This window comes from Dellaglioa sp. CoH-56-MRSF-14 (assembly GCF_056782115.1).
This window is the reverse complement of the sequence record NZ_JBXAYB010000007.1, coordinates 13,947-29,183: the sequence shown is the minus strand read 5'-3', so window position 1 is coordinate 29,183 and position 15,237 is coordinate 13,947. Positions and strand designations below refer to the sequence as shown.

Sequence of the window (15,237 nt, the reverse complement as noted above, 5' to 3'; positions counted from 1 at the left end):
ATTAACGTTTTTTACTTTTTAGGATCGTATATCCAGTAATTACCATCATCCGTTAATAATTTATCTGAAGCCGTTGGACCCATCGATCCACTTAAATAGTTAGGGAATAACGTTTTATCATCATTATCGTTATGCCATGTCTCTAAAATCACATCGGCTACATTCCATGCCTTAGCAACTTCATTCCAATGAGCAAAATTAATTGCATTTCCATCTAACGCATCCAAAATTAACTTTTCGTATGCTTCTGGTGTTTTAGCTTTTGTTTCAGGTGAATTAACATAATCTAAATTCGTTTTATTCGTGTTAAAGCCTTGCCCAATTTCTTTAGTATTAATCGTCAATCTAAATCGTTCATCAGGTTCAACTGTAATTGTTAATACATCTTTACCTAAATGTTCATGTTCAGCACTTGTTCCAAAAATATTTTTTTCAACATTTTTAAAAACAATATTGATTTCAGTATTTTTCTCGACAAGACGTTTACCACTGCGAACATAAACTGGCACACCAGCCCAACGATCATTGTCAATCATTAAACGACCAGCAATAAATGTTTCAATCATTGAATCAGGTGAAATCTGTTTTTCCTCACGATAAGCCTTTTCGGTTCCTGCCTCATTTGCACCATATTGTCCACGAACAAAGTTTTTATTAACTTCATCAGGTTTTAAGATACGGATTGCTTTTAAAGCCTTTAATTTTTCTTTACGAATTTCTGATGCAACAAATTCTTTTGGCATGTCCATTGTTAATAATGAAACAACTTGCATAATGTGATTTTGGAACATATCACGCATAGCGCCACTCGTTTCATAGTACCCGCCACGTTCTTCAACACCTAATGACTCACTCAACGTTAATTGAATATTATCTATATACTTATTATTCCACAATGTTTGCGTAATAATATTACCAAAACGAATTGCTGGAATATTTTGAATCATTTCCTTACCTAGGTAATGATCAATTCTAAATATTTGATCTTCATCAAAAGTATTTGTAATTTCATCATTTAACTTTTTAGCACTTTCAAAATTGCGTCCAAAAGGTTTTTCAATAATTAAACGGTTGAATCCATTTTTAGTTACTAACTTTTGTGACCCTAAATGAGTCGCAATCGTACCAAAAAATTGAGGTGACATTGCTAAGTAGAACATACGGTTACCTTCAATTTGGTATTTTTCATCAAGTTTATCTGCTAATTTTTTTAAAGTTATATAATGTGCAACATCAGTCACATCATGTGATTGATAATAAAAATGTGATACGAAATCAGCAATTTTATTAGCATCATCGCTAACATTAACTAAAGATTCAGTAACAACGTTTTGATAAAAATCATCTGTCCAAGGACGTCTTGCAGTCCCAATTACAGCAAAGTTGGCATCTAAAAATCCTTTTTCAAATAGTTTGAAAAGAGATGGATACAATTTTCGCTTTGCTAAATCTCCGGTTCCACCAAAGATAATAAATAAGGCCTTTTGTTGAGTTTCCATTATTCCACACCACTCTCATTTTTGAGGTTTCAGTCCTCTTTATTAGTAAAATCAATAGTATAAGTTTACATTTTATTAGTAAAATAAACAAGAAAGTTGGTCTTAAACTAGACAATAAAAAAAGTATTAACTCTGATTAGCACAAAGTTAATACTTGAAAATAATTATTTTTCGTCAGAAGAGAATTTATCTTCTTCAGTTTTTGTTTCAATAACTGCATCAGTAGTTGTTTCTTCCTTAACTGCAGCTGCAGGTTCTACTTTAACTGCGGCAGGAAGGACACGTGCGATTGCTGAGCGTTCAAATGTTAAGAAAATACCGTCACAATCAAGTGTAACAGTTTTTGCCTCTTCATCAAAACTATCAATAACGCCGTGTAAACGACCAATAGTTACTACTGCATCCCCAGGTTTTAATTGGTTCATCATATCTTGTTGTTTTTGTTGTTGTTTTTTTTGTGGACGAATCATCATGAAATACATCAAGACGAATAAAGCCACAATCATTAAAATACTACTATATTGCATTAATAAGTCACCTCTATTTCTTTTTTCTTACTACACAAGGGTATCAAACTTATTGACTGAACACCACAGTTATTCAAAAAAATTTAAAAATTCTTAGGATTTTTATCATAAAATCCATATTGTTCAAAAAATGCTTCACGAAATTCTAATAAGTTGTCATCCATAATAGCTTGACGAACATCAGCCATTAAATGTGTTAAAAAATACAAATTATGATAACTAGTTAAACGAATACCAAATGTTTCATCTGCTTTAATCAGATGACGTAAATAAGCACGCGTATAATTCTTACATGTATAACAATCACAGTTTTCATCTAATGGTCTAAAGTCTCGTTCATATTTCGCATTTTTTACAACAACACGGCCCATTGAAGTCATTGTTGTCCCATTTCTAGCAATACGTGTTGGTAACACGCAATCAAACATATCAATTCCACGTAACACCCCATCAATCAAGGCGTCAGCTGAACCAACACCCATTAGATACCGTGGCTTGTCTTCTGGTAACAATGGCGTTGTGAAATCTAAAACGCGGTTCATTTCAGCTTTTGATTCCCCTACCGATAACCCACCTATTGAATAACCAGGAAAGTCCATTGAAACTAAATCACGCGCACTTCGTTCTCTCAAATTTCGATGACCGCCACCTTGAACAATTCCAAATAAAGCCTGTTCTTTCGGATTCAAATGAGCTTCAAGTCCTCTTTCAGCCCAGCGGCTTGTCCGATCAACTGATTTGCTAATATAGTCATAACTTTCAGAAAATGGTGGACATTCATCAAAACTCATCATAATATCCGCACCTAAAGCATTTTCTATGTGGATCGCTTTTTCTGGTGATAAGAATAATTTTTCTCCATTTAGATGACTTCTAAATTTGACGCCTTCCTCAGTAATATCACGCATCTTTGCTAATGAAAATACTTGAAAGCCACCCGAATCAGTCAAAATACCTTTATCCCAATTCATAAATTTATGTAACCCACCAGCTTCTTGTACGACATCTTCACCGGGGCGTAACCATAAATGATAGGTGTTTGATAAGATAATATTAGCACCAAGTTCGTCTAATTCTTCAGGTGCCATTGATTTAACAGATGCTAGTGTACCTACGGGCATAAACATTGGCGTTGGGAAAGTTCCGTGAGGTGTAATAATTTCACCAAGTCTGGCACCTGTCCGTTTGTCTTTTTTGATTAACCGATACTTAATTGCGGGCTCTACCATTATTAATTCTCCATCCTATTTAATATACATTGCATCGCCGAAGCTAAAGAATCGATATTTAGAATCAACTGCATGTTTATATGCGTTTAAAATATTTTCTCTTCCTGTAAATGCTGCAACCAACATTACTAATGTTGATTTTGGTAAATGAAAATTAGTTATAAATCCTTCAACAACCTTAAATTCATATCCTGGTTTAATGAAAATTTCCGTCCAACCACTGTCAGCTTGAATAGCGCCCTTAAATTTTGAGCCAATTGTTTCAAGTGTCCGAATTGTAGTTGTTCCTGTCGCAATAATTTTACCACCTGATTTACGAACATCATTTAATTGTTGAGCTGCATCCTCAGTTAAACGATAAAATTCACTATGCATTTTATGGTCTGCAATATTCGTTTCACTAACAGGTCTAAATGTCCCTAATCCAACATGTAGCGTTAAATAAACAAGATGAACACCTTTAGCTTCAATCTTTTCTAATAATTCATTTGTAAAATGTAAACCAGCTGTAGGTGCTGCTGCCGATCCAACTTCCTTTGAATAAACCGTTTGGTACATTTCTTGATCTTCAAGCGTTTCTTTAATATAAGGAGGTAGCGGCATTTCGCCAAGTTCATTCAGAATTTCCATAAATATACCCTCATATTCAAAACGAATCATGCGGCCACCATGTTCTAGCTCTTCAATGATCGTTGCCGTTAAGCGGCCATCACCAAAACTAATCACAGAACCAACCTTCATTTTTTTAGCAGGTTTTACTAATGTTTCCCAGTTATCACCATCAGTATTGTTCAATAGCAACACTTCGATGTGGCCACCAGTATCAGGTCTAATTCCATGAATTCTAGCAGGCATCACCCGCGAATCGTTCATTACAAGAGCGTCCCCAGCATTTAATTGGTCAATTACATTATAGAAATAATCATCCTTGATTTTACCTGTCTCATGATCCAAGATTAACATCCGAGATGCATCACGTTCTTCTAAGGGTGTTTGCGCAATTAATTCTTGAGGCAATTCATAATCGAAATCTTCAGTACTTAGTTGTTTAGTCAAAATATCGTCATCCTTCTCTATTTATTCTCGTTAAAGTCATAAGGTCGATTCAAATGTTCATAAGCTTCCATTGTTGCAACTCGCCCTCTTGGTGTGCGTTTTATAAAGCCAATTTGCATTAAATAAGGTTCAACCATTTCAGCAATGGTCTCTGTTTCTTCCCCTATATTGGCTGCTAACGTACTCAAACCAACTGGACCACCTTGATAGAAATCAATCATAGTCTCTAAAAGTTTGCGATCTGTCTCATCTAATCCACGGTTATCCACGGCAAGTAGATTTAACGCATGATCAGCCGTTGCTTGGTTAATTTCACTTTGGTCAGAAACTTCTGCAAAATCACGAACTCTTTTTAATAGGCGATTCGCAATTCGTGGTGTTCCACGTGAGCGTCGAGCTAACTCATGAGCGCCACTTTCTTCAATTTTTGTATTGAAAATATCTGCTGATCGAATGACAATTTCTTGCAAATCAGATTGATTATAATAGGCCATATGTTCAACAATCCCAAATCGATCTCGTAACGGTGCTGATAGAAGGCCCGCCCGTGTTGTTGCACCAATCAATGTGAATGGAGGTAGTGGAAAATGAACGGGATGTGCTGTTGGGCCTTGGCCAACAACAATATCTACAAAAAAATCTTCCATAGCTGAATACAACATTTCTTCAACCATCTTGGGTAAACGATGAATTTCATCAATAAATAAGACATCCCCAGGTTGTAATTCATTTAAAAGTGCCACAAGATCTCCAGATTTTTCAATTGCTGGTCCACTAGTTGTTTTAATTTGCACTTGCATTTCATTTGCAATAACCATTGCAAGTGTTGTTTTACCTAACCCAGGTGGCCCATACAACAATACATGATCAAGTGCCTCTTCACGTTGTCTAGCAGCTTGGATATACACACTTAATTCATTTTTAACCTTATCTTGACCAATGTATTGTGATAAAAATTGGGGACGAAGTGACTTTTCAATGGATTCTTCCTGATTATCTTCCGGTTCATTCGAAATAATCCGTTGTTCTGTCATTTTATCAACCTCCTTTTATTTTTTCATTAATAATTTTAAGCCTTCTCGTAGATAAGCATCCGTTGAGTCTGCTTCGAATGATTCTAGATTCTTACTAATAGCCTTAATCTCACGTTGAGAATATCCTAAAGCAGATAAAGCTTCAAGACTTTCTTTCATAAATGGTGATGCTTGTGCCGGAATGAAATCAAGCGATTGTTGTCCTGGCATTGTGGTTGCTTGACCTTCAATATCATCTAATTTACCTTTTAAATCAAGCACGATTTGTTGTGCTGTTTTTTTACCAACACCTGGAAATTTAATTAAATAACTAACATCTTCTGTATTAATCGCATTAACTAAACCACGATGATCATCATTGGCTAAAATAGCAAGCGCACTCTTAGGACCGATTCCTGAAACATTCAATAATTTTTCAAATAATTTTTTTTCATCTAAATCGTAAAAACCAAATAACGTCATATCATTTTCACGAATAGCCTGATAAACAAAAATTTTAACAACTTTTTTTGAATCTTCTTGGTACCTAAATGGGTTAGCAACAAAAATTTGATAGCCTATTCCATTAACTTCTAAAACAAGATAAAAAGGTGTTACAGCCGTTATTTGGCCCATAAAATACTCATACATATTATTTTCCCACTTTTCCTAATCTACATGAATCTGCTTTTAATAGTGTACCATAGACCACTTATTTATACAGTTATCGCTTTTCTTACAAAAAAATCAATTATCACCAAATATTTGGCAACAATTGATTCTTAGCCTAACCTTCGTGACCGGTTTGATGTGAATCTTGAATTCGTTTAAAGAAATGTTCCATGTCTTGATTAGAAAAATGAACTAAAACTGGTCGTCCATGTGGACAATTAAATGGATTTTCAACATTTTTTAGCTCACTTATCAATGCCTTAGCTTGTCGATCATCAAGGTGGTGATTTGCTTTGATTGCCCTCTTGCAACTCATCATAATCGCCGCTTTTTCTCTAAATTCAGCAATCACTATTTTCCCATCTGTGAGTAAGTAATCAATCATTTCTCGAATCGTACTTTCTTCTTGCCCTTCTTTAAACCAGGTTGGATGCTGTCTAATAATGAAACTATTTTGTCCAAATGGTTCAAGGATGAGTCCGATTTTTTCCAATATATCGGTATGTTCAGTAATAATTATAGCTTCACTTACTGTATATTCTAGAACAATCGGTACCAATAGATTTTGCAAGTCACTAGAAACGTCACCAATTTGCTTACGATAAAACTCATAATTAATACGTTCTTGTGCAGCATGTTGGTCTAATATATATAACCCGTCTTCCGATTCTGTAAATAAATAGGTTCCATGCATTTGGCCAATATATTTTAAATCAGGAAACCTTTGTTCACTCTTTTTCGTGGTAGCTATTTCTTCATCATTCTCTTTCTGTACATCGCCTGTTTCATCCGGCGTAACAATAGAAAATGGTGCCACATTAATTTCATTAGCATATTGTGTCTCAAATGTGCTAACTCGTTTCGAATCCAATTGTTCAGCAACTTGAATTGAGATTGGTTCAATATTCCTTGATAAATGATTTAAATTTTCGCCAATTGTAATCTTAGGTTCACCACTTGTTACTGCATCCGTTTGTACTGATGAGAATTTAGGCTTAGCTTGATATTTACTTGAGGCTTCATTCAAATCAAATTGTAATTGATCCGTATCTATTTTTTCACGTTTCTTAGAACTTAAATTCTCTAATGCTTCCGGAATTAAATTTTCTTCAGCAATACGTTCATAGATAATCTTTTTTATAAGTTCAGTTAATTCTGGTTCTTTACTCAATCTTACTTCCTGCTTAGTTGGATGAACATTCACATCAACTAGCATGGGATCTAATTGAATATTCAAAATTGTAATCGGATAGCGTCCAACCATTAATTTTGATCCATATCCTTTAATGATTGCTTTATTTAAATTAACATTTTTAACGTAACGTCCATTAATTAAAATAGATATAAACTGTCGGCCAGCACGCGTTAATTCTGGCAGTGATGTATAACCGCTAATCTTAAAATCTAAATCATGACCCTTAAATTCAAGCATTTGGCGTGCACTTTTGACCCCATAGATAGCTGAAATAGTTTGTTTCAGTTGGCCGTTTCCAGTTGTTTTCAAGACTTCTTTACCATCATGTGTTAAAGAAAATGAAATATTTGTATGGCTCATTGCTAATCGGTTCATCATGTCGCTAATAATTGACATTTCAGTTTGCAAAGACTTTACATATTTTAAACGTGCAGGCGTATTGTAAAATAAGTCAGAGACTGTTATTTCTGTTCCTTTACGACTAGCAGATGATTTTTCATCTACTATCTCACCACCGTTAACAGCAATAACAGCCCCAGGTTGCCCTTCAATAGCTGTATTCAAAGTCACTTTAGCAACTGATGCAATACTTGGTAAAGCTTCGCCACGAAATCCTAGCGTACTGATTTTAAATAAATCTTCTCTTGAAGTAATCTTACTTGTGGCATGACGTTTAAAAGCATTCTGCAGTTGGGATGCCTCAATGCCATCTCCATTATCAATGACTTGAATTAATTTAAGCCCAGCTTCCTCAACGACTACATCAACTTGTGTGCCATGCGCATCAATCGCATTTTCAACTAATTCTTTTACAACAGATGCAGGTCTTTCAACTACTTCACCAGCAGCTATTTGATCCGCTAAAATTGTGGGCAGTTCAATTATTTTTGTCATTCATTCACCTTCAGTTCTATCCGTTCAATTTTTCTTGCCAGTCATATAAGACGTTCATAATATCTCTTGGCGTCATGTTCATCAAGTTAAGTGCTTTAAGTTCATCCACAACTGCTAACTGGTCCTTTGACAAGTTTTCGTTAACAAATAAAGATAACTGCGTATCATCTTCATTGATGGTTGTTGGTAATTCTTTTTTACTATCTGATTGTTTATTTTTTAGCTCTAAATCATCTAAAATTAATGTTGCACGGCTTAACAATTCTGCTGGCATTCCCGCCAATTTAGCAACATGAATCCCATAAGATTTATCTGCAGGTCCTTCTTGAATTTTATGTAAGAAAATTAATTCACCATTTTCTTCAATAGCACCTACATGGACATTTTTTAAAGAACTAACGGTTTCTTCAAGTATCGTTAATTCGTGATAATGTGTCGAAAAAAGTGTTTTGGCATGTACATGTTTATCCACATACTCGATAATCGCTTGTGCGAGTGCCATACCATCATAAGTTGCCGTTCCCCTACCAAGTTCATCAAATAAGATTAAACTATTCTCAGTCGCATTTTCTAAGGCTTGATTAGCTTCTTTCATTTCAACCATAAACGTACTTTGACCTGAAATTAAATCATCTGCTGCACCAATCCGAGTAAATATTTGGTCAAATATTGGCATTTTAGCCGCCTCTGCAGGTACGAAACAACCGATTTGAGCCATCACAACCGTTAATGCTAATTGACGCATATACGTACTTTTACCTGACATATTAGGTCCTGTAATCAATAAAATATCAAGTGTTTCAGGCATTCTAACATCATTTGGTATATAGCTTTGTTTTCCCATCACTTTTTCAACTACAGGATGCCAACCAGCTGTGATATCCAATTGATGACCTTCTTTTAATAATTGTGGTTTTACAAAATGTGAGTCTTCACTAACAACCGCGAAACTTTGTAAGACGTCTAACGTGGCAATTCCTTGAGCTAATATCTGTAATCGTTCAATTGATTTTTTAACAATATCTCTAATTTCGACAAACAATTTATATTCTAAATCCATCGCTTTACTCTCAGCACCTAAAATAATACTTTCACGTTCTTTCAGTTCAGGTGTGATATAACGTTCAGCATTAGTCAACGTCTGTTTTCGTTCATAACGGTCTTTTGGAACATTAATAATATTAGATTTTGTCACTTCGATAAAATAACCAAAAACACGGTTAAATCCAATTTTAAGATTTTTAATCCCCGTTAGATTTCTTTCTTTGGCTTCCATTTCAGCTAACCATTGTTTACCATTTTTCATTGCATCTTGATAAATATCTAATTTATCATTATACCCCGGTTTAAATAGGTGACCATCAGTCACTGATAAAGGTGGTTCATCAACAATGGCACGTTCTATTAAATTAGAAATATCATCGACTGGATCTAATTTATTGATAACATCAGAAAAAGTACCATCGTCAATTTCGTCTAAAACATATTTAATTTTAGGAACTTGTTTAAGCGATAATTTAAGTTGAACTAAATCTCGCCCATTTACGCTACCAAAAGCGACACGTCCTGCCAATCTTTCTAAATCATAAACTTTAACTAACTCTTCTTGTAACGTACTTCTTTCAAAATAATGGTTAATCAATAAATCAACCTTATTTTGACGGTCTAAAATTTCAGCATAGTTAATAAGCGGTCTATCAATCCACTGTTTAAGTAAACGACCACCCATAGCTGTTTTTGTGTCATCTAATAACCACAATAAAGTACCTTGCTTCTTGCCCGTTCGAATATTTTGCATTAATTCTAAATTATATTTTGAATAATGATCCATTTTCAAGAAAAAATCAGGCTCATAATGAACTGCTTTTTGTAAATGATCTAAACTTCGTTTTTGCGTAACTGAAAGATACGTTAACAAGTCAGTTACAACCGAGATTTCTAGTGAATCTGTTAAATCTTGAATCGCATAACTTGATTCAGCATGATTTTCAACAATTTCTTGTTTAGAAAGCATAATATTTAATTTTTCTAATGTTTCGATTGTTTCATCAGACAAACTATCATTAATCACAATTTCTTTAGTTCTCAAACTCATTATTTCATTAATTAAATTATCTAAATTATCTAAGCGACTCGTTTTTAATTCACCTGTTGATAAATCAACATAAGCAAATCCAAAACTATTGTTGTCTTCTATAATAGCTGTTAAATAATTATTTTCTTTAGACTCCTTCGCACCGTTATCCATCGTTGTTCCTGGTGTTACTAGCTGAATAACTTCACGTTTAACCATACCTTGAGCTAATTTAGGATCTTCAACTTGTTCACATATTGCGACTTTGTATCCTTTTTCAACTAAAATATCGATATAATTTTGAGCAGCATGATGCGGTACGCCACACATTGGAATAGGATCATCAGCTTTTTTATTACGTGTTGTTAACGTTAATTCGAGTAATTGCGACCCTTTAACAGCATCATCATAAAATAGTTCATAAAAATCACCAAGACGATAAAACAAAAAAGCATCAGGATACTGTGCTTTAATGTCAAAATATTGTATCATCATTGGCGTTAGTTTTGTTTTTTGCGGCATAGTCGAGATGCCCTCCTATCTCTAAATTAATCCATAAAAGGATGGTCATCATTAATTAATACAGGGAATATCTTTTTAGCATGTCCCGTTTTGTCATCAATATCTATCACACAAGCAGATAACGTTTTACGACCTGTTTCATCCACTTCAAATCGTGTTGGCATTTGCGATAAAAAGCGACCAATTACATTTTCACGTTTCATTCCTAAGATACCATCGTATGGTCCTGTCATACCAACATCTGACATAAAGGCAGTTCCTTTAGGTAAAATACGCGCATCATTAGTAGGCACATGTGTATGCGTACCTACTACCGCAGATACTTGACCATCTAAGAACCATGCTATAGCTTCTTTTTCACTCGTTGTTTCAGCATGAAAATCAATAAAAATGAAATCAGTCTCTTTTTTGACTTCTTCTAAAATATCTTGAACAACTGCAAACGGATCATCTGAAGGAGACATAAAAACACGTCCTTGCAAATCAATCACAGCTAATTTTTGCTGATTAATATTAATAATTGTATGTCCAATCCCAGGTACTTGGTTTGCTGAGAAGTTAGCTGGTCTAATTAATTTTTTTGCACCACCAATAAAATCTTGAATATCTCTATTATCCCAAGTATGGTTACCCATGGTTACAACATCAGCACCTGTTTGAAGGAATGCTTTATAGACAGATTCATTAATACCTCTACCCTTCGTTGCATTTTCACCATTTACAATGGTAGCCTGTGGATGAAATTTTCTTTTTAATTTTGGTAAATACTCTTTAATCATTTGTTGACCTGAATCGCCAACGACATCTCCGACAAATAATAAACGCATGGTTGTCCTCTTTTCTTATATATAAAACTAGTTTAACATTTTTTCTTTTTAATAGACAAAAAATGATGATTTAAGAAATTAATCTTAAATCATCATTTTTTTATTTAGCATACTCAATTGCTCTTGTTTCTCGAACGACAGTCACTTTAATATGTCCTGGGTATTCGAGTTCATCTTCAATTCTGTTTTTAATATCTCGAGCTAAGACAGTTGCTTGAATATCATTAACTTCATTTGGCGTGACAATAACACGTACTTCACGACCAGCTTGAATTGCATAACTTTTCTGTACACCTTTAAATTCATGTGTAATATCTTCAAGTTTTTCAAGTCTATGAATATAATTTTCTAACGATTCACTTCGTGCGCCTGGTCTTGCAGCTGAAACAGCATCTGCCGCTGCAACAAGAATAGCAATAGTATATTTAGCTTCAACATCACCATGATGTGAAGCTATAGTGTTGATGACAACATCATTTTCTTTATACTTCTTAGCTAATTCAAGGCCAATTTCCACATGTGAACCATCAACTTCATGATCAACTGCTTTACCAATATCATGTAACAATCCTGCGCGTTTTGCTAATGTAACATCTTCACCCAATTCAGCGGCTAACACACCTGCTATTTTGGCAACTTCAATAGAATGGCTTAACACATTCTGACCATAACTTGTACGATAATTTAATCGACCAATTGTTTTAATTAAATCAGGATGAATTGTATGAAGTCCGAGATCAAAGGTTGTTTGTTCACCTAATTCACGAATTTTTTCATCCATTTCTTTACGTGATTTTTCAACCATTTCTTCGATTCGTGCCGGATGAATCCGACCATCTTGAATTAATTTTTCAAGAGTCATTTTGGCAATTTCACGACGAATTGGATCAAACCCACTTAAAACGACTGCTTCTGGCGTATCATCGATAATTAAATCAATCCCTGTTAAGGTCTCTAATGTTCGAATGTTACGTCCTTCGCGGCCAATAATACGGCCTTTCATTTCATCATTTGGCAAGGTAACTAATGAAACAGTTGTTTCAGATACCATGTCAGCTGCACTTCTTTGAATAGCTTGAGCAACTAAATCTTTAGCATTACGATCAGCTTCTGATTTAGCTTGCTTATCACTTTCCTTAATCATAACAGCTCGTTCATGACTTAATGATTCTTTCGTATCGTCCATAATAATAGTCTGTGCTTGTGTTTGTGTTAGAGAAGCAACTCTTTCAAGTTCTTCTTGTTGTTCCTGAATCAGTGAAGTAGCTTCTTGTTGTTTTGTGTCAACAAGTTTTTGGTCAGACGTTACTTTTTTCTCTTTGTTCTCAAGCGTTTGTTCTCGTTTATCTAGTGCGCCATCTTTACGATCTAAAGTTTCTTCACGTTGAATTACTCGATTTTCTTGCTTTTGAATTTCTGAACGTCGTTCCTTTAACTCATTGTCTATTTTATCACGATAACTTTGACTTTCTTCTTTAGCCTCTAAAACAGCCTCTTTTTTCTGAGTCTCAGCATCTTTCTTTGCACTTTTTAAAATACCTTCAGCCGTATGCGTTGCGACATCAAGTGTTTTTTCGAAATTTGACTTTCTATATGCAATTCCAATAAAAATTCCAACAACTAAAGCAATAATAGCGATGATAGCGAGGATTAATACGGTTGTTATAGATCCCATAAAAGTCCACCTCCGCATCATCAAATAATGATTAATTTAACTAATCATAAATTTTTAGATGTTTTTTATTTTGTTCATATACACTTTAGTATTTTACGGTTAATTGCCCCCCGCTGTCAACAACAATCCATTGCCAAATTTAATTATTTACTCATTAATTTCATCAAATATCCATTTAAGTCCACTTAGAACACTTCTTTGTCTAATTGTTTCTCTATTTCCAGCAAAATGAAATTGTTTTGCAATAACGGGACTATTTTTAATTGCTAATCCAATCCAAACCGTTCCAGCTTTCTGATTTTCAAGCTCATCTGGACCTGCAACACCAGTAAATGAAATAGCAATATTTGTTTTCATTTTATTTTGTGTTTGTTGGGCCATTTGTTTAGCGGTTTCTTCACTAACAACACCATATTTTTTAATATCTTCAGTCGAAATACCTAAAATATCAGATTTGGCTGTATTAGCATATGTTATAAATCCACCATCATAAATTTTTGAGACACCTGGTATTTCTGCTAATGTACTTTGAAATAATCCAGCTGTTAAACTTTCGGCTGCAGAAATAGATAAGTTTTTTTCAATTAATTTAGTTACAACAATATTTTGTAACGAATTGTCATCCCCATAGCCATAGAAATAATCACCAACTTTGGAAAGTACATAAATCTCCATTTCGTTAATTAATTCTACAGCTGATTTTTTGTCTGTAGGACTTGCCGTAATTCGCAAAGTGACCTCATTTGTCTTGGCGTATGGTGCAATAGTAGGATTAGTTTGTGAATCAATTATCTCTTTTAATTCAGTCACCAATTTAGATTCACCAATGCCATAAAAACGTAAAACTTTTGATTCAAGATGACTATTTAAGTTATATTCTTCTTTTAATAGCTGTTCAACTTCCTTATTAAACATTGTTTTCAATTCCTTAGGTGGTCCAGGTAATAATAAGAAATCACACGAATCACCTTTGTAAAAATCACCAACAGCCATTCCAGCATGATTTTTAATTGGTTTTGATCCTTCTATATACAAAGCTTGTAATTTGTTGTTTTCAGTCATTTGACGACCCGTTTGTGTAAAATGATCTTCTATTTTTAACATGGCGTCCTTATTTTCAACTAACTTCTCATTTAAAAATTTGGCGACCATCTGCTTCGTTAAATCGTCTTCTGTTGGTCCTAAGCCACCAGAAAGGATAACCAAATCATTTCGTTTTGAAGCCAGTTCAATTGCCTCTAACATTCGTTCTTCATTATCCCCTACAACTGTCTGATAAAATACATTTACACCTAAATCAGCTAATTTTTCAGCTAAGAAAGCACTGTTCGTATTTACAATTTGTCCTAATAATATTTCTGTACCAACCGCAATTATTTCTGCATGCATGATGTTGCCTCCTAATTTAATTAAAAAAGACTAAAACGGTTAAATGTTTTAGTCTAAATATTTTTATTTTTCAAATGAATCTGAGAAAATAGCTCTATTTTGAACAAAGTAATCAATACCTGAATAAACAGTAAAGAATAAACAAATATAAAGAAAAATGGCAGCCATAGGTACATTAATTGCTGCAAATAACACATTATTTAAAAACAATAAAATAATAGCTATCATTTGGGTTGTTGTCTTAATTTTGCCTGGCATAGCTGCAGCCATAACTTCCCCATCATTTTCAACAATAATCAATCGTAATCCTGTTACCGCAAGTTCGCGACAAACAATAATTGCAGCTACCCATGCAGGTACTTGGTTAAATGAAACAAGGATAACAAATGCAGTCATTACAAGCATTTTATCTGCCAATGGGTCTGCAAATTTGCCAAAATTAGAAACTAAATGTTGGCGACGTGCAATTTGACCATCTAAAAAATCTGTTAATGAGGCAGCTGCAAAAATAATTGCACCAATTAGATGTGTCACCTGAATCTGTGTACCAACCCAAGTAACCATTCCCCAATCAATTGGTAATAACAATACAAGCATGAAGATTGGAATTAAAATAATCCGCACAACCGTTAATTTATTTGGTAAATTCATAATGATCCCCTTTT

The 15,237-nt window shown here is 34.2% G+C and carries 12 protein-coding genes; all 12 read right to left on the bottom strand.

All coding sequences use genetic code 11. The annotated features are described in order from the left end of the window. Positions 1–11 precede the first annotated feature (11 nt). Positions 12–1,499, bottom strand: coding sequence for a glucose-6-phosphate dehydrogenase (gene zwf / locus AC1RPX_RS07130; protein ID WP_481761841.1), 1,488 nt, complete (start codon positions 1,497–1,499; stop codon positions 12–14). Between the two features lie 164 nt (positions 1,500–1,663). Next, the gene (yajC, locus tag AC1RPX_RS07125; RefSeq protein WP_409021441.1) at positions 1,664–2,026 is read right to left on the bottom strand and encodes a preprotein translocase subunit YajC; all 363 of its coding nucleotides are present in this window, start codon (positions 2,024–2,026) and stop codon (positions 1,664–1,666) included. Positions 2,027–2,109: 83 nt separating this feature from the next. Next, a complete protein-coding gene (gene tgt / locus AC1RPX_RS07120) occupies positions 2,110–3,255 on the bottom strand; it encodes a tRNA guanosine(34) transglycosylase Tgt (protein WP_481761842.1) in 1,146 nt (381 codons plus the stop codon). A 15-nt stretch (positions 3,256–3,270) separates the two neighbouring features. After that, positions 3,271–4,311, bottom strand: coding sequence for a tRNA preQ1(34) S-adenosylmethionine ribosyltransferase-isomerase QueA (gene queA / locus AC1RPX_RS07115; protein WP_481761843.1), 1,041 nt, complete (start codon positions 4,309–4,311; stop codon positions 3,271–3,273). Between the two features lie 17 nt (positions 4,312–4,328). Next, positions 4,329–5,345, bottom strand: coding sequence for a Holliday junction branch migration DNA helicase RuvB (gene ruvB / locus AC1RPX_RS07110; protein WP_409021443.1), 1,017 nt, complete (start codon positions 5,343–5,345; stop codon positions 4,329–4,331). A 15-nt stretch (positions 5,346–5,360) separates the two neighbouring features. Further along, positions 5,361–5,975 (bottom strand): Holliday junction branch migration protein RuvA, encoded by a 615-nt coding sequence (ruvA, locus tag AC1RPX_RS07105; RefSeq protein WP_481761844.1) that lies wholly within the window; start codon positions 5,973–5,975, stop codon positions 5,361–5,363. 136 nt (positions 5,976–6,111) lie between these two features. Continuing rightward, positions 6,112–8,085 (bottom strand): DNA mismatch repair endonuclease MutL, encoded by a 1,974-nt coding sequence (mutL, locus tag AC1RPX_RS07100; protein WP_481761845.1) that lies wholly within the window; start codon positions 8,083–8,085, stop codon positions 6,112–6,114. A gap of 16 nt (positions 8,086–8,101) precedes the next feature. Continuing rightward, positions 8,102–10,681, bottom strand: coding sequence for a DNA mismatch repair protein MutS (mutS, locus tag AC1RPX_RS07095; RefSeq protein ID WP_481761846.1), 2,580 nt, complete (start codon positions 10,679–10,681; stop codon positions 8,102–8,104). Positions 10,682–10,707: 26 nt separating this feature from the next. After that, entirely contained in the window at positions 10,708–11,508 is an 801-nt protein-coding gene (locus tag AC1RPX_RS07090; protein WP_409021448.1) for a TIGR00282 family metallophosphoesterase, read from the bottom strand. A 100-nt stretch (positions 11,509–11,608) separates the two neighbouring features. Continuing rightward, positions 11,609–13,183 carry a ribonuclease Y gene (gene rny, locus AC1RPX_RS07085; protein ID WP_481761847.1) on the bottom strand — a complete coding sequence of 525 codons (1,575 nt, stop codon included), beginning with the start codon at positions 13,181–13,183 and terminating at the stop codon, positions 11,609–11,611. A 147-nt stretch (positions 13,184–13,330) separates the two neighbouring features. Continuing rightward, positions 13,331–14,572 (bottom strand): competence/damage-inducible protein A, encoded by a 1,242-nt coding sequence (locus AC1RPX_RS07080; RefSeq protein ID WP_481761848.1) that lies wholly within the window; start codon positions 14,570–14,572, stop codon positions 13,331–13,333. A gap of 63 nt (positions 14,573–14,635) precedes the next feature. Continuing rightward, complete coding sequence (gene pgsA / locus AC1RPX_RS07075; protein WP_481761849.1) at positions 14,636–15,223, bottom strand: CDP-diacylglycerol--glycerol-3-phosphate 3-phosphatidyltransferase; 588 nt, start codon at positions 15,221–15,223, stop codon at positions 14,636–14,638. Positions 15,224–15,237 lie beyond the last annotated feature (14 nt).